We start from the raw sequence: 21,734 nt of genomic DNA, 5'->3' as shown, positions 1-21,734 counted from the left end.
GAAAGGGCGCAAGGCGCATTTCGTCCGAGTTCTGTTGCAGGTTGCTACCACGGTGCCACCGCGTCTGTGCATGCGCCATCCCCAGGGCCCAGTTGAACAGGGCAATATGACACCGATATAACCGAGCCGAGGCGTTGCGAGGCCCATCGCAGGGTATGATTGCCGGGTCAATCCTCGATACCGGGAGCCTGTGCATGAAGGTCGGCGTCATCTCCGATACCCATGGCCTGCTGCGACCTGAAGCGCTCGCGGCGCTGCAAGGCTGCGAGCTGATCGTCCATGCCGGCGACATCGGCAAAGCGCAGATACTCGATGCCCTGGCGGCACTGGCCCCCCTGCAGGTGGTGCGGGGCAACAACGATCTCGGGTTGCCCTGGGCCGAGGCGCTGGAGGACGTGCGCCAGTTCGACATGGGGGGATGGACGACCCTGCTGGTGCACGACAAGGCCGACGTGCCCGACACGCTCGCCAGGGACGTGCGGGTGGTGATCACCGGGCATTCCCATAAGCCGTGCATCGACTGGCGCGAAGGGCGGCTTTATCTCAACCCGGGCAGTGCCGGGCCCAGGCGCTTCAAGTTGCCGGTGAGCGTTGCGTTGCTCGAGATGAGTGCACGCGAGGTGGCGCCGAGGATCGTCAATTTGCTGGAGTGAAAGGGCCGTGGCTCCAACACGGTGTGGGGATTACGCCGGCAACCGGGCAACCACCTTGATCTCGAAATCGAACCCATACAGCCAGGTGACCCCGATCGCCGTCACGGTCGGGTAGGGCGCAGGCCCCCAGAACTCCGCGCGCACCAGGTTCCAGATGGTGTCGAACTTGTCCTGTGGATCGACGATGAACAGTGTCACGTCCTGCACATCGTCGAAGCTGCAGCCGGCTTCGGCAAGGATCGCGTTGAGGTTGCCGAATGCCCTGCGCACCTGGTTTTCCAGGCCAGGCTCGGGCGAGCCATCCTCGCGGCTGCCGACCTGTCCGGAAACGAAGAGCAAGCCATTGGTGCGGATCGCCGGGGAGTAGTGGTTGATGTCATACAAGGCCTGACGGCCTGGCAGGAACACGACGTCACGCTGAGTCATGGCATATCTCCATCGGGTGGGTGATGACGCTACTCTACGAAGCCCGGCTCGCGCGATAAATGCGCAAGTCTGGTTATCATTGTTTGTTCATCCCAAATAATCGGGGCCGCTGATGGACCGTTTCGATGCAATGCGTGCGTTTGCCCGAGTGGTGGAGGCCGGCAGCTTCACCAAGGCCGCCGATACCTTGCACATGAGTCGCACCAGCGTCACCCAGCTGGTGCAGCAGTTGGAGACGCGACTGCGGGTGCGCCTGCTCAACCGCACCACACGCAAGGTGCGGCTGACCAATGATGGCGCGCTGTTCTACGAGCGGGTGGTGCGCCTGCTGGCGGACCTGGAGGATGCCGAGGCCAGCCTGAGCGGTGCGGCTAGCCAGCCCCGGGGCAAGCTGCGGGTGGATGTACCCAGCCCTTTGGCGAGCATGGTGCTGATACCGGCGCTGGCGCAATTCCACACGCGCTATCCGGACATCCAGATCGACATGGGGGTGAGCGACCGCATCGTCGACATCATCGGCGAGCACGTCGATTGCGTGGTGCGCGGCGGCGAACTGCTGGACCAGTCGCTGATGGCGCGCAAGGTCGCCGACCTGCAGTTGGGCGTCTATGCCTCACCGGCCTATCTGGAGCGGCTGGGGAGACCCCTGCATCCGCTGGAGCTGGAAGGGCCGGTGCAGCGTGTCGTCGGGTTTCTCTGGGCACGCACCGGCAAGCCGGTGCCCTATGCCCTGAGCCGGGGAGAGGAGCGCTTGCAGGTGCAAGGGCGGCCGGTGCTGGCGGTGGATGACGGCAGTGCCTATCTTGCCGCGGGGCTCGCCGGGTTGGGTGTGCTCTGGTTGCCGGACTACATGGCCCGGCCGCACCTGGCCACCGGCGCGCTGGTGCGGTTGTTCGAAGACTGGGCCCTGGAGCCTATGCCGCTGTATGTAGCCTACCCACCCAATCGCCATGTGGGCGCGAAGTTGCGGGTATTCATCGATTGGGTGGTCGAGGTGATGGCGAGGCCTTGATGCTCATCGGTCGCCCACCTGTTCCAGCCAGCTGCGAATCTGCTCCAGGGTCGCCGTGGCCCCGCCACAGACGATCACCAGCACATTGCGGTACTCCCCCAGGCGTCCAGGTGTGTAGGCCAGGGCCAGCGCCGCGCCGCAGGCCGGCTCGACCAGCACGCGGTGATCGAGCAAAAACCGCTCGCACGCCAGCAGGGCTTCGCGGTCGCTGACCAATTCGCTGTGAACGGGATGCTGGCGCACACAGTCCATCGCCCGGTCGGCCACACGCTTGGCCCCCAGGGAGGTGGCCACCGATGCGATACGTTCCAGCGCCACCGGGTGCCCGGCCTCGATGGCCGCATGCAGCGAGGCGGCGCCTTCGGTTTCCACTGCCAGCACCGGCACATCGTGCCAGTCGTTGCGTTGCAGGCCCTCGACCACACCGCTGAGCAGCCCGCCACCGCCGACCGACAGCACCACCGCGTCGGGCTTGTGGCCTTCCCGGGCCACTTCGTCGATCAGGCTGGCATGGCCGGTCCAGAGCAGCGGGTCGTCGAACGGGTGGATGAAGGCATCGCCCGGTCCCACCAGGCTCTGCGCCAGTTCGTTGGCCTCCTGCCAGGAGCTGCCGTGCACCACCACCTTGGCCTGCTCCAGGCGCAGCAGTTCCTGGGCCCGCTCGGTGGTCGTCTGCGGCACGACCACGGTCACTGGCACGCCGAGCCGGCGACCGGCATAGGCCACCGCCAGGCCGGCGTTGCCGCCGGAGGAGCAGACGAAGTGCCGGGCGCCACGGGCATGGTGGACCTCACAGGCATGGCCCACCCCGCGCAGCTTGAACGAGCCGCAGGGTTGCAGGGCTTCGAGCTTGAGCCAGACCGAGCGCTGGGTGGCCAGGGAGAGGGGGCGGGATTCGATCAGGGGTGTCTGGATGTGCAGGGGCATGGCAGTTTCCAACGAGTCGTTTTACGACCCAAGCATGCACCATTCGGGGCGGGGAGTGCACAAGCTCATTGGCGGGCGAGCCGCAATGTTGGCCAGCCGGCATTGGGGCTGCAAAGCAGCCCCGATGCTAGCTGAAAGCCTTACCTGCTCGGACTCAGCCCAGCGGTGGCGTACGCGGCGGGACCAGGCGGCGCGAGCCGGTGGACTCGAACGCCGCGCCAAAGCGCAGCAGCGCCGAGTCGTCGTAGGCGCGGCCAGCGAACGTCAGGCCGACCGGCATGCCGATGTCGGCCATCACGCCCATGGGCACGGTGACGGTGGGCACGCCCAGGTGACGGATCGCCAGGTTGCCATTGGCCACCCACACGCCGTTGCTCCAGGCGATATCCGCCGATGCCGGGTTGACGTCGGCGTCCGCCGGGCCGACGTCGGCCACGGTGGGGAACAGCACGGCGTCCAGGCCGAGGTCGTCCATCCAGTCCTCGAGGTCGAGCTTGCGCGTCTTCTCCAGGCCACGCAGGCCGTCCGGCACGGTCTCGATCTGGTCCCACGACTTGAGGCCGCGCTTGGCCATGTTCACGTACTCGTCCATGCCGGCAGCCAGGTCGTCCTCGCGGTTCGGCAGGGTGCCTGGGTCATGGGGGAAGATCTGCATGCCGTCGACATCGGCCAGACGATTGAGTTTCGGGTCGCCGTTGGCCCGCAGGAAGTCGTCGAAGGCCCAGCCGGACAGCTCCCAGAGCTCGTCGTGCAGGAACTCCTTGGAAACGATGCCGCGGTTGAACACGGTCGGCGCACCGGGGCGGTCGCCCTCGCAGTTGGAGACCAGCGGGAAATCCACCTCGATCACCTCGGCACCGGCCGCTTCCAGGGCCTGGCGGGCCTGGTTCCACAGATCGATGACGCTGGCGCGGGTATTGATGCGCTGGCCGGTCGGGCCGCCGATACCTGGCTTCTGCGAGGTGCCGGCCTCGGGGTCGGCATTGATGTACATGCGTGGCACGCCGAAACGCTTGCCCTTGAGCGCGCTGGCGTCGGCGGCCAGGTCCAGGTACGAGGCCGGGCGCACCTGCGAGGCGGCCGGGATCGGTACCCAGGGTTGCAGGCGCCACAGGTCGCCGCGGGTATCGGCGTCGTCGGCGACCACCACGTCGAGGATCTCCAGCAGGTCGGCCATGGTCCGGGCATAGGGCACCACCACGTCCATGGTCGGGGTCAGCGGCCAGTTGCCACGCACCGAGATCACCCCGCGCGAGGGGGTGTAGGCGCACAGGCCATTGTTGGACGCCGGGCCGCGACCGCTGGACCAGGTTTCCTCGGCCAGGCCGAAGGCCGAGAAGCTGGCGGCGGTGGCGGTACCGGCACCGTTGGAGGAGCCGGACGCGAACGGCGCGGTCAGGTAGGCGGCGTTGTACGGGCTTTCGGCACGGCCGTAGACGCCACGCTGCATGCCGCCGTTGGCCATGGGCGGCATGTTGGTCTTGCCCAGGCAGATGGCGCCAGCGGCACGCAGGCGCTCGATGGTGAAGGCGTCACGCTGGGCCACCAGGTCCTTGAACGCCGGGCTGCCGGAGGCGGCCGTGAGGCCCTTGACCAGGTAGCTGTCCTTGGCGGTGTAGGGGATGCCATCCAGCGGGCCGAGGGTTTCGCCCCGGGCCCGGCGGGCATCGGAGGCCTCGGCCTCCTTGAGTGCGTCAGGGTTGCGTACCACCACGGCATTCAGGGCAGTGGCGGTGTCGGCTCCGTCATAGGCGTCGATGCGGGCCAGGTAGGCCTTGACCAGCTCGACCGCCGTCGTGCGGCCGGTCTCGAGCGCGTCGCGCAGCTCGGCAATGGAAACCTCGGTTACCTCGATCATGCTGTCACCAGTTGTGCAGGTGGAAAATCATGGCCGCGAGTGTAGCAAGAAGCCCTTGCCGGGCGCAGGCATGCAGCGTGGCAATGGTTTGTTGCAGCGCGGCACGATGGAGGGAACGCAGGCGAAGTTGACGGGTCGCAGTCTAGTCTTAGGCTTTGCATGAAAAGCCGTCGAGCGCTGCTCAGGCGCTTTTCGTACCAAGCCCAGGCCCATGTCGCCCGCGTTGGGGCTGGCAAGATCAACGATCCGGAGCCACCGATACATGCCCAATACGCCAGAATCTGCCTCCACCTCCACCGTCAACCCGCCAGTCTTCTGGATTTCCGCTGCCTTGCTGCTGGTGCTGGTGCTCTATGCCAGCGTCTTCCAGTCCCATGCCCAGGCCTTGTTCGCGCACATCCAGGGCTGGATCATCGGCAACGTCAGCTGGTTCTATATCCTGGCGGTGGCGATCATCCTCGGCACCGTGGTGTTCCTCGGTGTCAGCCGCTATGGCGACATCAAGCTTGGCCCCGACCACAGCACGCCGGACTACAGCAGCACCACTTGGTTCGCCATGCTGTTCTCCGCCGGCATGGGCATCGGTTTGATGTTCTTCGGCGTCGCCGAGCCGGTGATGCACTTCGTCAAGCCGCCGGTGGGCGAGGGCGGCACGGTGATGGCGGCCTCCGACGCGATGCGCATCACCTTCTTCCACTGGGGCCTGCATGCCTGGGCGATCTACGCCATCGTCGCCCTGATCCTGGCCTACTTCAGCTTCCGCCACGGCCTGCCGCTGACCTTGCGCTCGGCGCTCTATCCGTTGATCGGCGAGCGTATCCATGGGCCGATCGGTCATGCGGTGGACATCTTCGCCATCATCGGCACGGTGTTCGGGGTGGCCACCTCGCTGGGCTTCGGTGTCGCGCAGATCAATACCGGCCTCAACGCGCTGTTCGGCGTGCCGGTGTCGATACCGGTGCAGATCGTGCTGATCATCGGCACCACCTTCCTCGCCACCCTGTCGGTGGTTTCCGGCCTGGACAAGGGCATCCGCCGCCTGTCGGAGCTGAACCTGGGCCTGGCGGTGCTGCTGTTGCTGATGGTGGTGCTGCTCGGGCCGACGGTGCTGATCCTGCAGACGTTCGTGCAGAACACCGGCGGCTACCTGGGCGAAATCGTCAGCCGTACCCTCAACCTCTATGCCTACCAACCCACCGACTGGATCGGCGGCTGGACGCTGTTCTACTGGGGCTGGTGGCTGGCTTGGTCGCCCTTCGTCGGGCTGTTCATCGCACGCATCTCCCGGGGCAGGACGATCCGCGAGTTCGTCACCGGCGTGCTGCTGGTGCCGACCGGCTTCACCTTGCTGTGGATGACCGTGTTCGGCAACACGGCGATCCACATGATCCTCGACGAGGGCTTGACCGACTTGGCCCGGGCGGTGGACCAGGACACTTCGCTGGCGTTGTTCGCCTTCCTCGAGCACTTCCCGTTCGCCGGCGCCATCAGCACCTTGGCGATCGTCATGGTGCTGGTGTTCTTCGTCACCTCGGCAGACTCCGGCGCCATGGTCGTGGACATGCTCGCCTCGGGTGGGCAGGAGCACACGCCGGTCCGCCAGCGTATCTTCTGGGCCGCGAGCATGGGCGTGGTGGCCATCGCCTTGTTGCTGGCCGACGGCCTCAAGGCCCTGCAGACGGCGACCATCGCCAGTGCGCTACCGTTCACCATCGCCTTGCTGTGCAGCATGCGCGGGCTGCTCAAGGCGCTCAAGCTCGACGCCACCAAGCGCGGCCTGCGCTACCAGGCCCTGGCGATCTCGCCGACCGCCTCCCGCGCCGCCGGCAACTGGCAGCGGCGTTTGCGCACCCTGGCCATGTTCCCGCGCCGGGCGCATGTGCTGCGGTTCATCGCCGAAGTGGGGTTGCCGGCCTGCCAGTCGGTGGCCGAGGAGTGGCGCCGGCAGGGCTATGAATGCAGCGTGGAGGAGGGTGAGGGCGGCAGTGTCACGCTCAAGGTGGGGCCGAGCGACCATCCCTTCGTCTACGAGATCAGGCCCCATGCCTACACCATGCCCAGCTTCGTCATGAGCGATACGCCGGGTGAGGAGCGCAAGTACTTCCGCGCCGAGGTGCACCTGCGTGAAGGCGGGCAGGACCATGATGTGATGGGGTGGTCGAAGGAGGAGGTGATCGGCGACATTCTCGATCACTTCGAGCGGCACATGCACTTCCTGCACCTGGTGGGCTGAGGTGGCAGCGGGGCCGCTCTTGCCGGAGCGGCCCGTGCGGTCAATCCAGGTCTGCCGCCGAGTGGCGTTCCGGCACTTGGCTTTGCTCGTCGCCCCAGGTCCGGTTGACCCGCGTGCCACGCTGCACTGCCGGCCGCTGGGCGATCTCCTCGGCCCAGCGGCGCACATGGGTGTACTCGTGCACGGCGAGGAACTCGGCCGCGTCGTAGAGGTTGCCGCGCACCAGTTGGCCGTACCAGGGCCAGACGGCGATGTCGGCGATGCTGTATTCGTCCCCGCCCAGGTAGCGGCTTTCGGCCAGGCGCCGATCGAGCACATCCAACTGGCGCTTGGCTTCCATGGTGAAGCGGTTGATGGCGTATTCGAACTTCTCTGGCGCATACACGTAGAAGTGGCCGAAGCCGCCGCCCAGGTAGGGTGCCGCGCCCATCTGCCAGAACAGCCAGTTCAGGCTCTCGGTACGCGCCGCCGGGGTGGTTGGCAGGAACGCGCCGAACTTCTCGGCCAGGTACAGCAGGATCGAGCCAGACTCGAACACCCGCACCGGCGGCTCGGCACTGCGATCGAGCAGGGCGGGGATCTTGGAGTTGGGGTTGACCTGGACGAAGCCGCTGGAGAACTGGTCGCCCTCGCCGATACGGATCAGCCAGGCGTCGTACTCGGCGCCGCGGTGGCCCAGGGCGAGGAGCTCCTCCAGCAGGATGGTCACCTTGACCCCGTTGGGCGTGGCCAGGGAGTAGAGCTGCAGCGGGTGCTTGCCGACGGGCAGATCCTGCTCATGGGTGGGGCCGGCGATGGGGCGGTTGATGCTGGCGAACTGGCCGCCGGAGGCTGTGTCGTTGGTCCAGACCTTGGGCGGGACGTAGGGGGACTTGCTCATGCACGGAATCTCCTGATGGCTCGAAGCGGTCACGTAAAGACGTGGACCTGCATCTATGCCACGGGTTCGGAGCAAAGGGCAAATACGGTGGGGCCTTTCCTGGGCGTTCAGCGCTAGTCAAGACGCTCTATTGGCATTCGGGGGCGCGGTGCGCCCCATCGCCGGCAAGGTACAGCGCAACTCTGGAGTCCGGCGCCACCCTGTGGGAGCCGGCTTGCCGGCGATGGGCTGCAAAGCAGCCCCAGGATCGCCAAGCGCTGCTCAACTGGGCGCCGAGGCGACGTGATCGGTCAGGCCACGGGGATCAGCGGGTCCGCTGCCGCCAGCGCCGCGGCGCGTTCCGCAGCCGGCGGGTAGATCCACACGGTATTGATCTGCGCCTTGAGCTTCTTGGCCTCGGCCCTGTCCTCGGGCGGCATGACCTTGCGCTCCCAGCCCTCGGTGTACACCGCGCCCCAGGCGCCGAGGTCGAGGCAGGTGACGTACTTGGGCTGGCTGTAGGTCATCGGGGCCACGCCGATCAGCTCGGCGGCGGCGTTGTTGCCCGCGTAGCGGCCCAGAGGAATGGCATGTTGGCAGGACATCACCGCATGGTTGCCAACCTCGTCGCAGGCGGCGTAGGCGACGTCGCCTGCGGCGTACACCGCATCGTTGCCCTTGACCTTGAGGTGGCCGTCCACGTGCAGGCGGCCCTGGCGGTCGCGCTCGCCGCTGATCTGCCCGGTGAGCGGGTTGGCCTTGAAACCGACGGTCCAGACCACGGTATTGGCGGCGATGCGCTGGCCGTTGTCGAGCAATACTCCATCGGCATCCACCGAGGCCACGGTGGCTGCGCAGATCCATTCGATGCCCAGTGCCGCGGATGCCTCCACGATGGCCGGGCTGATGCCGTCGCCCAGGGCGGCGCCAATCCTCGCGCCGCGGTCGACCACGACGATACGCGGCTTGACCTGCTCGCCCAGGATCGCCCGCAGGCGGCCGGGCAGCTCGGTGGCGGTCTCGATGCCGGTGAAACCGCCGCCGGCGATCACCACGGTGTTGCGTGCCGCGCTGTCCGGTTGCGAGGCCAGGGACTTGAGGTGCTCTTCCAGGCGCACCGCCGACTCGATCTTGTCGACGTCGAAGGCATGCTGGTCGAAACCAGCGAGGTCCGGGCGATTGAGCAGGCTGCCACAGGCCATGATCAGGCGGTCGTAGCCCACGCTCGCCTCCTGGCCGGAGGGATCACGATAGGCCACCGTACGGGCCGACTCGTCGATGCGTTGGGCCGTGCCCCTGACGAAACGTACGTTGACCGCGTCGAACAGCGCCTGCAGGGGCGCTGCCATGTTGTGCACGTCGGGTTCGTAGAAGCGCGGGCGGACATGCAGTTCGGCCTGGGGGGCGAGCACGGTCACCTCGACATCGTCCCGGCCATGCTGGTCCAGCAGGCGTACAGCGCTCAGGGCGCTCCACAGGCCAGCGAATCCTGCACCGATAATCAGAATCTGTCGTTTCATGTTGTGCTCCTGGAGAAAGTGACGGGCAGATGCATCCCCGAGGGCGTTCTCCAGAGGCCTGGAGAGGATACCGCTCAGTGGATGCGTGGCTGGCGGGCACGCGGTGTCAGCGTGTCGCCGGACACGGTCTGGCCTGTTGTCGTTCTTGGGGTCATGCGTTTGTTGGCGGATGGGCTGGAATCGATGCTAAGCGCAACGGCGTGCGCCACATAGGCCAAAAAACCCTGACTTTCGGCCAGCCCGGCCGAACGCCCTAGAGCGGGTTGGCGGGGAGGGCGTCGCCGGCAAGGTTGAACGGGCGGGTGAAGCGGCTGCGGTAGTCCCGTGGCGACACCGCCAGGTGACGCTGGAAGGCATGGCGCATGCGCTCCTCGGTGCCGAAGCCGCAGTGGCGGGCGATCTGGTCGATGTTGCTGGTGGAGTTCTCCAGCAAGCGGCGTGCGGCCTCCAGGCGGAACACCTCGATGGCCTTGGCCGGCGTGCGGCCGGTTTTGGCCTTGTAGACGCGCGAGAAGTTGCGCACGCTCATGCGCACCTGCTGGGCCATGCTTTCCACGCTCAGGCGTGGGTCGTCCAGGCGCTGGCTCAGCCACAGGTGCAGCGCCTCGAACTCGGCGCAGTCCTGGCCCTGGGACTTGAGCAGCTCGCTGAACTGCGCCTGCCCGCCGGGGCGCTTGAGGAACACCACCAGCTCCCGCGCCACCTGCATCGCCACCTCACGGCCACAGTCGGCCTCCACCAGTGCCAGGGCCATGTCGATGCCGGCGCTGACGCCGGCAGAAGTCCAGACCTTGTCCTGCTGGACGAAGATCGATTCGTTGTCCACCTCCACCGCCGGAAAGTCCCGGCGCAGGACATCGCACATGGCCCAGTGGGTGGCCGCGCGACGGCCGTCGAGCAGGCCGGCGCTGGCCAGCAGGAAGGTGCCGCTGCACACCGAGGCGGTGCGCCTCACGCCTTTGGCCGCCTCGCGCAACCAGGCCACCAGGGGGGCATGATCGGGGAGGGTACGGATGATGTCCGGTGCGCCGGGCACGATCAGCGTATCGACGGGCTGGTGCATCAGGGGCGCGAGGCGCTCGGTGGCTACTGCCAGGCCTTCGGCGGTCGGCTGCAGGCCGCCTTCGAGGCTGGCGGTATGCATCTGGTAGCCGGGCAGGCCACGTTCGCCCATGGCCTTGGTGGCGGCCCAGAACACCGTCTGGGCGCCGGTCAGGTCGAGCAGGCCCATCTGGGGGTAGGCGAGGAACACCAGCCGGCGCGGCTGGCCGACGGGTTGCAGGGCAGGGGACTGCGGGATGTGGGCGATATCGTTCATGGTGGCGCAATCGTTCGGCTGTCATGGGAGGCGCATGGACTGAGGTCGGCCCTGACCTTGGCCCATGGTAGTACATGCCGGGGGAGCGGGGTAAGGCGCCTTGCGTTCTATGAGTTCCCTGTGGGGTTGTTGTCGTGCAGAAAGCTCACAGGGGCCGCGAAAGCGGCCCCCAAGATTACACCCAGGCTGGCTCAGTGCGCGCCCGCCGCCTTGCTCAGGTCGCTTTCGGCCCAGGCGGTATACACACAGGCATCGGCCACCGCCCAGCGCACCTTGACGGTATCCCCGGGCAGCATCGGCATGCCCGCGGCGGACAGCGCCTTCACGGTCATCTCGGTCCCTCCGGCGGTGACTACATGGCAGGTCTGGCTCTCGCCCAGGAACAGCACCTCGCCCACGCGGGCACTGACCTCGTTCCACCCCGCCGGCAACGGCTCGCGCAGGGCCTGCTCGGCCGTCAGCGCCAGGGCCTTCTCCGGTCGCACCATGACCAGCGCATCCTGTTCGGCAGCCAGCCCCGGGGTCAGGCGGATCGCCAGCGACTGTCCCTCGAAACCCGCCGCGCCATTGCTGCTGGCCTTGACCCGGAGGAAATTGGAGTTGCCCAGGAACGAGGCGACGAAGGCGTTCGGTGGGTTCTGGTAGAGGTCGTAGCCGCTGCCCAGGCCGACGATCTTGCCGTGGCTGAAGATGGCGATACGTTGGGACAGGCGCATGGCCTCTTCCTGGTCATGGGTCACGTAGACGATGGTGATGCCCAGGCGCCGATGCAACTGGCGCAATTCGTCCTGCAGGTCCTCGCGCAGCTTCTTGTCCAGGGCGCCGAGGGGTTCGTCCATCAGCAGGATGCGCGGTTCGTACACCAGTGCCCGGGCGATCGCCACGCGCTGCTGCTGGCCGCCGGACAGCTGCGCCGGGCGGCGGTGGGCGAACTTCTCCAGTTGCACCAGCTTGAGCATGGCATCGACCTGCTTGGCTGTTTGTGCGGCGTTTTGCTTGCGAATCGCCAGGGGGAAGGCGATGTTGTCGCGCACCGACAGGTGCGGGAACAGCGAGTAGCGCTGGAACACCATGCCGATGTCGCGCTTGTGCGGCGGCACCTTCACCAGCGACTGGCCCTGGACCAGGATCTCGCCGCTGCTGGGCGTCTCGAAGCCGGCCAGCATCGACAGCGTGGTCGACTTGCCCGAGCCGCTGGAGCCGAGGAAGGTGAGGAACTCGCCGTCCTGGATGTCCAGGCTGATGTTGTCCACGGCGGCGAAGTCGCCGTAGTGCTTGTTCAGGTTGCGCAGGCTGACCAGGGTCTTGTCGTGCGCGGAATCGTTCATGACTGCACTCATTGTCGTTGTCTCCGGGCGCTCAGGCGCTGACTTCGTTGCGCCGGCGCAGGGCGGCGGCGATGACCATGACCAGTACCGACAGGCCGATCAGCAGCGTCGAGGCGACGGCGATCACCGGGGTCAGGTCCTGGCGCAGGGTGGTCCACATCTTCACGGGCAGGGTCTGCAGGGTCGGGCTGGCCATCATCACGCTGAGCACCACCTCGTCCCACGACACCAGGAAGGCGAACAGCCCGCCGGCGATCATCCCCGGGCGGATCGCCGGGAAGGTCACCTTGAAGATCGCCTGCAGGCGCGAGGCGCCGCAGATCACCGCGGCATCCTCGATCGACTGGTCGAACAGCTTGAGCGAGTTGATGATCGAGATGATGGTGAAGGGCAGGGCGACGATCACGTGGCTGACCACGAAGGAAAACAGCGTGCCGGTGTAGCCGAGCTTGAGGAACAGTGCGTACACCGCCACGGCGATGATCACCAGCGGCACGATCATCGGCAGGGTGAACAGGCCATAGAGGAACTCGCGGCCCGGGAAGCGCCCGCGCACCAGGGCGAAGGCCGTGGGCAGGCCCAGCAGCACCGCGCATAGGGTGGTCAGCACGGCGACCTTGAGGCTGGCCAGGGCCGCGTCCATCCATTCGGGGTTGGAGAAGAACTGGCCGTACCACTTGAAGGTCCAGCCCGGCGGCGGGAACACCAGCCACTGGGATGAGCCGAACGACAGCAGCACGATGAACAGGATCGGCAGCAGCAGGAAGGCCGCGATCACGCCGGTGGTCAGGTACAGGCCCACCCGCAGCGGGCGGCCCATGGCGTTGGGAGTCAGGAGCATGGCGGCTTACCTCGCGTTGCCGACCGGCGATTCCGGCTGCAGCTTCAGGTAGAAGTAGAAGAGCACCAGGGTGATCAGCACCAGCAACGCGGCGGCGGCGCTGGCCAGCCCCCAGTTGAGGAACGACTGCACCTGCTGGACGATGAACTCAGGCAGCATCATGTTCTGCGCGCCACCGAGCAGGGCCGGGGTGACGTAGTAGCCCAGGGACATGACGAACACCATCAGCGCGCCGGAGAACAGGCCCGAGCGGCACAGCGGCAGGAACACCCGCCAGAAGTTGGTCCAGGGGCTGGCGCCGCAGATCGAGCCGGCCTGCAGCACCATCGGGTCGATCGCCTGCATGGTCGCCTGCAGCGGCAGGACGATGAACGGGATCATGATGTAGCTCATGCCGATCACCACGCCGGTGAGGTTGTGCACCAGCTCCAGCGGCGCATCGATGATGCCGACGGCCATCAACACCTTGTTCACCACCCCGGAGGCTTGCAGCAATACCAGCCACGAGTAGGTGCGCGCCAGCAGGCTGGTCCACATCGACAGCAGCACGATGTTCAGCAGCCAGCGGCCCCAGCCGCGTGGCACCAGGGTGATCGCCCAAGCCAGGGGAAAGCCCAGCAGCACGCTGATCAGGGTGACCAGGCCAGCGACCGAGAAGGTGTTGAACAGCACCCGCGCATAGGCCGAGTTGGCGAACAACTGCTCGTAGTTGCCCAGCCCTGGCACCGGCTCCAGCACCCCGCGCAGCAACAGGCCGATCAGCGGGGCGAAGAAGAACAGGCCGAGAAACAGCAGGGCCGGCAACAGGTTGCGGCTGCCGCGCCAGCGTTGGCTCAGGGATGGGCGGCCCACGGCCGCCCCTGGTGCGCCGGTGCCGCTGGGGGCGCCTTGCGTGTCGTGCAGGGCGTTGATGGCGACTTTCATTTGACCAGCCACTCATTCCAGCGGGCCGCGATGGCCTGGCCGTTCTTCGCCCAGTAGGCGAAGTCCAGGGTCACCTGGTCCTGGGCGTAGGCGGTCGGCAGATTCGGCGCCAGGTCGGGCTTGAGTTGGGCGATGCTGTCCAGGTTGACCGGGGCGTAGGCGGTGAGGTTGGCGAAGTCGGCCTGGCCCTTGGCGCTGCTGGCGTTGGCCAGGAACTTCATGGCCGCGTCCTTGTTCTTGGCACCCTTGGGGATGACCAGGAAGTCGGCCATGACCAGGTTCTGCTTCCAGCTCACGCCGACCGGCGCGCCGTCCTGCTGCAGGGCATAGACCCGACCGTTCCAGAACTGCCCCAGCGAGGCCTCGCCGGAGGCCAGCAGTTGCTGGGACTGGGCGCCGCCGCCCCACCAGACGATGTTCTTCTTGATGGTGTCGAGCTTCTTGAAGGCGCGGTCCAGGTCCAGCGGGTAGAGCTTGTCGGCCGGCACGCCGTCGGCCAGTAGGGCCAGCTCCAGCACGCCGGGGCTTGGCCACTTGTACAGGGCGCGTTTGCCTGGGTAAGTCTGGGTGTCGAACAGGGCCGACCAGTCCACCGGCTTGTTGGCGCCGAGTTTGCCTTCGTTGTAGCCGAGCACGAAGGAGAAGAAGAACGAGCCGACACCGTGGTCGGAGACGAAGCGCGGGTCGATGCGGTCGCGCTGGATGGTGGAGAAGTCCAGGGGCTCGAGCAGGCCTTCGCTGGCGGCACGCAGGGCGAAATCGGCTTCGACGTCGACCACGTCCCACTGCACGTTGCCGCTCTCGACCATGGCCTTGAGCTTGCCGTAGTCGGTGGGGCCGTCCTGCACGACCTTGATCTTGCTGCTCTGGCTGAAGGGTTCGGCCCATGCCTGTTTCTGGGCGTCCTGGGTGGTACCGCCCCAGCTGACGAAGTTCAGGCTGTCTGCGGCCAGGGTGGCCTGGCAGGCCAGGGTCAGCAGGCTGGCGGACAGCACTGCGGTTACACGTTTGCTCAACAGCATGGTTAACGCCCTCGTTGCTTTTGTTATTTCAGCGGGCTTCCTGTCGCCCGCCATGTATTCGGGGAGCAGCTTTGCAAAGGATGTCGCGTGGCCGTGTTGTGCTTGTGAAGTCGGCCGAAAACTCAAGGTCTACGGGATATCATATTATGGTATTCCAAGTTTTTGGCAAGAGGTGTGAGGCTACCGGCCATCATTTGTGCCGTGCCAGCGGCAGGCTCATCGCTGAGCCTGTCGGGTCGCGATTGGGCTGCAGAATCTTTCCTGTGCGGTGTAGGAAAGGTCTCTTTTGTCAGCGCCAAGGCAACAGGCCCGCTTGCACCTGTTAGGTTTCGGAGCTTTTCCAGGCAAAGGAACCTGCATATGTACCGCGTCAGTCTCGAGGGCAGAGGCCAGGCAGTAGACGGTGACATCACCACGACGGGGGCGATCTGCATCGCCAGTGGCGAGGGCTATCTCTGCGAGGGGCGCAAGGTCCTGCGGGTTGGGGATGCAACCACTGAATGCCCACTGTGTGGCGAACCTGGGATCGTCGTGGAGGGCTATCTCGGGTGGATTTCCAATGGCCAGCCACTGGCGATGGATGGCTCGCTGGTCGCGTGTGGATGCCCCAGTGGCCGCAACAGGGTGGTGGCGCCCTTGCATGGCGAGGTACCGTCCAGCCGTTCGCTGGACGGCGTCACGCCCACTGCCCGTTCGGCGCACGCTGCCGCCGGCACGCAGGCAGTGTCCGCCGTGCAGGCACCGGCGGGCATCACCTCATCGCCGGTCGCGCTCGAGCCCGGCTTCTACATCGTCCCCCGCAGCATGTCTGGCCCACAACTGCTGAGCCGGTTGCTGGAGCAGGACCAGACGCTGCCCATCGCCCGTATCCAACGGCTTAACCCCACCTTCGAGCAGGGCTTCAAGGCCGGCGAGATCTTCGTCATCGGCGACCCCGACAACCACCATGCCTGTACCCGTGAAGAAGCCGACCTGATGCGCGCGGCCGAGCATGCACGGGAGTCGTTGGCGATCCTCAGCGAGGAGGAGGCCAATTTCATGATGGCGCATATCGGGGAGATTGCCGGGGTGCTGAGTGGGGCGAGCACCTCGATGGGCGTGGGCAAGGACATGCTGGAAAAGGGGCTTGGGCAGGTCAAGGACACGCTCAAGGGCATCGAGGCGCTGCACCAACGGCAGTTTGCCTTGCATGGGCACCTCAGAAGCCCGGAATTCTTCGCATCGCGCCAGGCGCTGTATCAGCAGCTCAGCGCGCAATTGAGTACTGCGTTCCTGCACAAGCGGTTGAACCTGGGCACCTACGACAGGCTGCGCCGGGATCTTGGGATTTCGTCCAAGCGTGTGGTGCATCACTGGAAAAAGGCCGGTGGGCCGGGGCAGATACCGGGGTATGCGACGCATTTGGAAGAAGTGGCGAAGACGGCGCGGTATTTGAAATATGGTGGATATGTGGCGATTGGGTTGGGGGCTTCTTCGTCCTACTTGAAAGTGCAGGAGGCGTGCCGGGCAGGGGAGACGGAGGAATGCAGGAGAATTCGGTTCACTGAGACTGGGAGCTTTTCTGGTGGGTTGGTGGGCGGCACCGCTGGTAGCATTGCAGCAAGTAACACAGCTAAGTTGGTATGCAATTTCGGATTCTGGGGAAAGGCGGTTTGTGGCATTGCCTTGGTAGGTAGTGGTTCATTGGGCACGGCGAAACTGGGTGAGCATTTTGGTGAGTACTTTGGGAAAATATTCTATGAGGTCTCATATGATTGATGTCAGTGACTGGCCTGCGGTCTTGAGACTGATTCTACTTGGTACTCCCTTTCTGATTATGATGACGGGAATTGCCATGACACTCCATATTGCTGCATCTCGTCATTTCGGGGTGATGTGTCGTGCTTTTGGACGAAGCTCTGGGATGGACGAGGAAATCAGAGCATGGGGGACGAACACCCTTAAATCACGAGTATTCATCGTAGCGGCAATGAGTACTGCTGCCGTATGGCCCAGCCTAGGAATTCGGCGAGGATGGCTGGATCCGACGGATGCTCGAGAGTTTCCTGCGTATTTGGGGCGTCGCATGCGGGTGGCGATCAGTTGTGTCTATATCGGATTGTGTTGGTTACTTACGATGTATCTTTTTCGATTTGTAGCGTAGTCGTGCCACTCGTGCTCGTTCCCTCCATTGCGGCCATCCAATTCATCTCATTCCGGTGTTTCAACAGGAGTCGCCAGCACCTTGTCGATGCGTTTGCCGTCCATGTCGACCACCTCTAATATCCAGCCGTCCCACTCTACCCGGTCGCCAGTGACCGGCACCCGGCCAAGCAGCAGCATGACCATGCCGGACAGGGTGTGGTAGCGGCCCCTGTTTTCCTCGGGCATTGTCTTGAATGCCAGGCGATCCTTCATCTCCAGGATCGGGATGGCGCCATCGAGCAGCCAGGAGCCATCGTGCCGCTGGACGGCCCAAGCATCGTTTTCATCGTCAGGGGTGAACTCGCCGGTTACGGCTTCCAGTACATCCTGCAGCGTGACGATGCCTTGCAACTCACCATATTCGTCGATCACGAACGCCATGTGCATGCCATTGGCACGAAATTGCTCCAGCAGCTCCATGCCGGTGAGGGTTTCAGGCACGAACACGCAGGGAGGGAGTTGGTCGGTGAAGTTAGGCTGCTCGCCCTTGGCCAGGCAAGCAAAGGCCTGCTTGGCATGAATCAGGCCGAGCAGGTTGTCCAGGCCACCGTCGCAGACCGGAAAACGAGAGGGCTCGGACTCGATCATCACCTGGACGTTCTCTTCCGGGGGCCTGCGAATGTCGACATAAACCAGGTCTGAACGCGGGATCATCAACGAGCCGAGTCGGCGGTCGTCCAGGCGGAACACATTGCGTACCATTCGGTGCTGATGGTGTTCGATCACTCCAGCCTCGGAGCCTTCTTCGAGCATTGCCTGGATTTCTTCCTCGGTGACGCTCGGATTGTCGAGCGGACGCACGCCCATGATGCGCAGAATGGCCTGGGTCGACCAGGACAGCACGGCCACGAAAGGACGCGTCAGGAAAGCGAGGGTCACCATCGGCCGCGCGACCAAGCGGGCAATGCCCTCTGGATTGATTTGCCCGATGCGCTTGGGCACCAGTTCACCGATCACGATGGAGACGTAGGTGATCACGATCACCACACCTGCCGTGGCTCCGAGGCTTGCTGTCGCGCTCGGCACACCCAGGGTTTGCAGCCATTCGGCCAAAGGGGCGGCCAATACAGCTTCACCGACGATACCGTTGAGGATGCCAATGGAGGTGATGCCAATCTGCACGGTCGAGAGAAACCGGGTCGGGTCCTCGCCAAGCTTGAGGGCCACCGCGGCTGATGAGTCCCCTTCGGCCACCAGCCTCATCAACCGTGCTTTCCTCGCTGCCACCAGGGCGATCTCCGACATGGCAAACAGGCCATTGAGGACGATCAGCAAAGCCAGTATGAAAAATTCCATTGCTGTTCTCCTACGTACACCACCGAGGCAAGTTCCATGCACTCGTTTTCTGTCGGTACGGGCAGCCAAAGCGCACGTGCGGTAGGCGCAGCACGCCACCGAGGCGGGATCGAAACAGGAAAGCTGGCGTGATGGGGCGGCTGGTCAGAGGCCGTGCGGAGCGCTCTGCTGGGGGGGATAGTTCGCAGTATGGGCCTTTCTCGTCAGGGAAGGCGCAACTGGGTGGCTCCGATGAAGTTGCCATGCAGGAAATAGGGAGTCCAAGGGAACTTAATGTTAACCACTGCTATTTCGGGTGTGGAGGGCATTGTTTTACAAGCTGTGTGATTCGGTCGCTACCTCGCATGCTCAATCTGGGGCCTCACCCGCGATGAGGCCCACACAGATACCGCGAAAATCAGCAGCCCTCGAACGGAATGCTTTGCACCACCTCCAACTCATACCCTGCCAACCCCGCATACTTGAGCGGCGGACCAAGGTGGCGCAGCTTGCCCACGCCCAGGTCCTGGAGGATCTGCGCGCCGGTGCCGACTTCCGAATACACCTTCGATTGGCCCCTCTGGTACGGACGCACCGGCTGGGTCAATTGCGGCACGCGCTCGAGCAGGGCCTGGGAGGATTCGTGGTTGGCGAGGATCACGACCACGCCGGCACCTTCCTCGGCAACCTTCTCCAGCGCCGCCCACAGTGTCCAGTTGGCCGGGCCGGCATACTCGGCGCCGACCAGGTCGCGCAGCGGATCGATCACATGCACCCGCACCAGGGTCGGCAGGTCGCGGCGGATGTCGCCCATCACCATGGCCATGTGCACGCCGCCTTCGATACGGTCCTCGTAGGTCACCAGGCGGAAGGTGCCGTGCACGGTCGGCAGCTCGCGCTCGCCGATGCGCTTGATGGTCTGCTCGGTGCTCAGGCGGTAGTGGATCAGGTCGGCGATGGTACCGATCTTGATGCCGTGGCGCTCGGCGAACAGTTCCAGGTCCGGACGGCGGGCCATGGTGCCGTCGTCGTTGAGCACCTCGACGATCACCGAGGCCGGGCTGAAACCGGCCAGGCGCGCCAGGTCGCAGCCGGCCTCGGTGTGGCCGGCGCGGGTCAGCACGCCGCCTTCGCGGGCGCGCAAGGGGAAGATGTGGCCGGGCTGGACCAGGTCTTCGGGGCGGGCGTGGGGGGCCATGGCGGCGGCCACGGTGCGCGCCCGGTCGGCGGCGGAGATCCCGGTGGTGACGCCCGTGGCAGCCTCGATGGAGACGGTGAAGGCAGTGCTGAAGGCGCTGCCGTTGCTCGGCACCATCTGCTCCAGGCCCAGGCGTTGGCAGTGCTCGTCGGTCAGGGTCAGGCAGATCAGCCCACGCGCCTCGCGGGCCATGAAGTTGATGGCCTGGGCGTCACAGCGCTCGGCGGCGATCAGCAGGTCGCCCTCGTTCTCACGGTCCTCGTCGTCCACCAGCAGGACCATCTTGCCTTGCCGATAATCCTCGAGGAGTTCTTCGATGCTGTTGAAAGCCATGCTGCACACTCGCTGTGGTAGGGTGGTGTTTATGGTATACCATCATACACAAATATCCCTGTAGAGGAGAGCGACGGATGAAGGCCTACTGGATCGCCCATGTGGACGTCACCGACCCAGAGCAGTACCAGCAATACACCCAGCGCGCCCCGGCGGCCTTCGCCGCGTTCGGTGGCCGCTTCCTGGCCCGTGGCGGACGCAGCGTGGCGATGGAAGGGCGGCCTACTCCCCAGCGTAGCGTGGTGATCGAGTTCGAGTCGTACGAGCAGGCGCTGGCGTGCTATCGCTCGCCGGCGTACCAGGAGGCGTGCCAGTATCGACAGGGAGCGGCCAGGGCCGAGGTGATCATTGTCGAGGGCGCTGCGCCCTGAACGCAGGCTCAGGCTGCAGGATGCAATCGAACAGGAACCTGGGTGGGGCTCAGGGCGCCTTGAGGTCCAGTGCCAGGTCCCTGGCCGCTTTGGTGGCCAGCACGCTCATGAGTTTGTTCATTTCATCCTGACGCCCGATACCACCCTCTGCGCTACCCATCATTACGCCTGGCACCGGGGCCCGAGCTGCGGCATCGGCCCAGGCACGGTTGATCTGCACCAGTGCGTCGAGCTTGGTTTGCAGGGCGCCGTCGGCCTTGAGCGATGCCTCACGGGCGTAGGCCTCGGCGTCGGCCGTGATCTTGGTCGCTTCGGCATTGACCCTGGCCTTGTCGCGCAGCAGTTCGGCGGTTTGCTTGTCGATCTCGGCACGCCGGTGCTCCCGCTCGGCATTGATCAGCGTGAGCTGCTTCTCCGTTTCGGCTTCGGTGGTGCGTTCGATCTGCTGACGCAGGCTTTCCTGGCGCTTGGCTTCGACGTCCTTGGCGCCGCGGGCGGAGACCAGCTCCTTCTCTTCTTCCTCCTTGAGGCGGTTCTGCCGGGCCACCGCCAGCTCCGCCAGTGCCTGCTGCACCCGTACCATCCGTTGCTGGTACTGCGGGTTGGGGTCGATATGCGTCACCCGCGCATCGACGACCTCGACACCGAACAGGCGAAACTGCTGTTGCTTGCGCAGCTCCTGACCATCCTTGTCGAGCTTCTTCTCGATGATGAAGCGGGTCGAGGAGTTGTCACCGAAACTGCCCTGGTCGGTGCCGGCCTGGAGAATGGCGGTCTGTGCCGGGAAGTTGTCACGTTTGACGCGCACTTCCTTGCGGCTGGTCAGGTACAGGCCATTGCGCAGCTGGTTCTCGAATTCGGCACCGAAGTGGCTGCGGTTGCCTGCGTAGTAGTCGTCGGCGCTCATCAGCGAGGCCGTGGCCTGGAGGGTTTCCTTGACCGCTGGCAGCAATGCCCGCTGGAGGAAATTGTCCGGCGTCCGGTATTCCTGGGCGATCTTCAGGAACGCTTCCCCCGAGGGCAGGCGAAACTGGGTGCTGAATTCGGCCTTTGCGTCGACATTCCCCAGGAAGACGATGGGCAGGTTCTGCAGGACCACCGCAGGTTGCCCACGAGGGGTGTCCTCCTGCTGGTCCACCTGCAAGGCCGACTGGACGCCGATGGTACGGCGCCAGACGGTGCTGCGGCCAAACCATTTGGTCGCATAGCCGACGTCCTCGACCACTTTCTCTTCGCCGAAAATGGTGCGCACGTGGGTCATCTGACCTGCCTCGTTGTAGAAGAACACCTTGTCGAAAAGTATTGCGAGGGCGCCAAGGGCGAGTGCCGGGAGAGCGATGCTGGTGACGAGTTTGCGGTGCTTGCGCAGGAAGGCGGCGGATTCAACCAATGGATTCGTATGCATGGGAACTCCTTATCCGGGGGAGCGGGCATGCTGGCGATGGACACGGC

Annotated in this window: 18 protein-coding genes; 5 read left to right on the top strand and 13 right to left on the bottom strand. The window is 65.1% G+C overall.

The features are described from left to right. Positions 1-194: 194 nt before the first annotated feature. A complete protein-coding gene (locus ACDI39_RS06445) occupies positions 195-653 on the top strand; it encodes a metallophosphoesterase family protein (RefSeq protein ID WP_253104554.1) in 459 nt (152 codons plus the stop codon). Positions 654-683: 30 nt separating this feature from the next. Here ACDI39_RS06445 and ACDI39_RS06440 read toward each other — a convergent pair whose 3' ends face one another. After that, complete coding sequence (locus tag ACDI39_RS06440) at positions 684-1,079, bottom strand: RidA family protein (protein ID WP_253104556.1); 396 nt, start codon at positions 1,077-1,079, stop codon at positions 684-686. Between the two features lie 112 nt (positions 1,080-1,191). Between ACDI39_RS06440 and ACDI39_RS06435 the strand changes: the two genes are divergently transcribed. Beyond that, positions 1,192-2,091, top strand: a complete 900-nt coding sequence (locus ACDI39_RS06435) for a LysR family transcriptional regulator (protein WP_225789639.1) — start codon at positions 1,192-1,194, stop codon at positions 2,089-2,091. Between the two features lie 3 nt (positions 2,092-2,094). On the opposite strand, the gene ACDI39_RS06430 is transcribed toward ACDI39_RS06435, so the two are convergent. Together ACDI39_RS06430 and ACDI39_RS06425 are read right to left on the bottom strand one after the other, a co-directional pair. Beyond that, positions 2,095-3,018 carry a pyridoxal-phosphate dependent enzyme gene (locus ACDI39_RS06430; RefSeq protein ID WP_253104559.1) on the bottom strand — a complete coding sequence of 308 codons (924 nt, stop codon included), beginning with the start codon at positions 3,016-3,018 and terminating at the stop codon, positions 2,095-2,097. A gap of 154 nt (positions 3,019-3,172) precedes the next feature. Further along, on the bottom strand, positions 3,173-4,876 hold the full coding sequence (locus ACDI39_RS06425; RefSeq protein ID WP_253104562.1) for an amidase: 1,704 nt from the start codon (positions 4,874-4,876) through the stop codon (positions 3,173-3,175). Between the two features lie 262 nt (positions 4,877-5,138). Here ACDI39_RS06425 and ACDI39_RS06420 point away from each other — a divergent pair, with 262 nt between their 5' ends. Further along, positions 5,139-7,109: a BCCT family transporter gene (locus tag ACDI39_RS06420; protein ID WP_225789636.1), complete on the top strand. Its 1,971-nt coding sequence runs from the start codon at positions 5,139-5,141 to the stop codon at positions 7,107-7,109. A gap of 40 nt (positions 7,110-7,149) precedes the next feature. Here the strand turns inward: ACDI39_RS06420 and yghU are convergent, their stop codons facing one another. From yghU to ACDI39_RS06385, 7 genes are all read right to left on the bottom strand, one after another. Continuing rightward, a complete protein-coding gene (yghU, locus tag ACDI39_RS06415; RefSeq protein ID WP_225789635.1) occupies positions 7,150-7,989 on the bottom strand; it encodes a glutathione-dependent disulfide-bond oxidoreductase in 840 nt (279 codons plus the stop codon). A 290-nt stretch (positions 7,990-8,279) separates the two neighbouring features. After that, complete coding sequence (locus tag ACDI39_RS06410; RefSeq protein WP_253104565.1) at positions 8,280-9,488, bottom strand: NAD(P)/FAD-dependent oxidoreductase; 1,209 nt, start codon at positions 9,486-9,488, stop codon at positions 8,280-8,282. A 253-nt stretch (positions 9,489-9,741) separates the two neighbouring features. Beyond that, a complete protein-coding gene (locus tag ACDI39_RS06405; RefSeq protein WP_225789633.1) occupies positions 9,742-10,806 on the bottom strand; it encodes a GlxA family transcriptional regulator in 1,065 nt (354 codons plus the stop codon). A 191-nt stretch (positions 10,807-10,997) separates the two neighbouring features. After that, positions 10,998-12,146: an ABC transporter ATP-binding protein gene (locus tag ACDI39_RS06400; RefSeq protein WP_253104567.1), complete on the bottom strand. Its 1,149-nt coding sequence runs from the start codon at positions 12,144-12,146 to the stop codon at positions 10,998-11,000. Positions 12,147-12,165: 19 nt separating this feature from the next. Beyond that, positions 12,166-12,975, bottom strand: a complete 810-nt coding sequence (locus tag ACDI39_RS06395; protein WP_225789631.1) for an ABC transporter permease — start codon at positions 12,973-12,975, stop codon at positions 12,166-12,168. 6 nt (positions 12,976-12,981) lie between these two features. After that, positions 12,982-13,899 carry an ABC transporter permease gene (locus ACDI39_RS06390; protein ID WP_225789630.1) on the bottom strand — a complete coding sequence of 306 codons (918 nt, stop codon included), beginning with the start codon at positions 13,897-13,899 and terminating at the stop codon, positions 12,982-12,984. After that, a complete protein-coding gene (locus tag ACDI39_RS06385; protein WP_225789629.1) occupies positions 13,896-14,921 on the bottom strand; it encodes a polyamine ABC transporter substrate-binding protein in 1,026 nt (341 codons plus the stop codon). The genes ACDI39_RS06390 and ACDI39_RS06385 overlap by 4 nt, the downstream gene beginning before the upstream one ends. 360 nt (positions 14,922-15,281) lie before the next feature. On the opposite strand from ACDI39_RS06385, the gene ACDI39_RS06380 reads away from it, so the two are divergent. Continuing rightward, positions 15,282-16,679, top strand: coding sequence for a PAAR domain-containing protein (locus tag ACDI39_RS06380; protein WP_486538060.1), 1,398 nt, complete (start codon positions 15,282-15,284; stop codon positions 16,677-16,679). 432 nt (positions 16,680-17,111) lie between these two features. Here ACDI39_RS06380 and ACDI39_RS06375 read toward each other — a convergent pair whose 3' ends face one another. Beyond that, positions 17,112-18,401 carry a hemolysin family protein gene (locus ACDI39_RS06375; protein ID WP_486538058.1) on the bottom strand — a complete coding sequence of 430 codons (1,290 nt, stop codon included), beginning with the start codon at positions 18,399-18,401 and terminating at the stop codon, positions 17,112-17,114. A 397-nt stretch (positions 18,402-18,798) separates the two neighbouring features. Continuing rightward, positions 18,799-19,911, bottom strand: coding sequence for a bifunctional 3,4-dihydroxy-2-butanone-4-phosphate synthase/GTP cyclohydrolase II (gene ribBA, locus ACDI39_RS06370; protein WP_225790828.1), 1,113 nt, complete (start codon positions 19,909-19,911; stop codon positions 18,799-18,801). A gap of 77 nt (positions 19,912-19,988) precedes the next feature. Between ribBA and ACDI39_RS06365 the strand changes: the two genes are divergently transcribed. Beyond that, complete coding sequence (locus ACDI39_RS06365; protein ID WP_225790827.1) at positions 19,989-20,282, top strand: DUF1330 domain-containing protein; 294 nt, start codon at positions 19,989-19,991, stop codon at positions 20,280-20,282. Between the two features lie 49 nt (positions 20,283-20,331). On the opposite strand, the gene ACDI39_RS06360 is transcribed toward ACDI39_RS06365, so the two are convergent. Then, positions 20,332-21,687: an SPFH domain-containing protein gene (locus ACDI39_RS06360; protein WP_253081626.1), complete on the bottom strand. Its 1,356-nt coding sequence runs from the start codon at positions 21,685-21,687 to the stop codon at positions 20,332-20,334. Between the last annotated feature and the right edge of the window lie 47 nt (positions 21,688-21,734).

It is taken from the genome of Pseudomonas sp. Tun-23181 (genome assembly GCF_057415455.1).
Note: the sequence above shows the minus strand (reverse complement) of the source record. Positions and strands in the feature narration are given on the sequence as shown.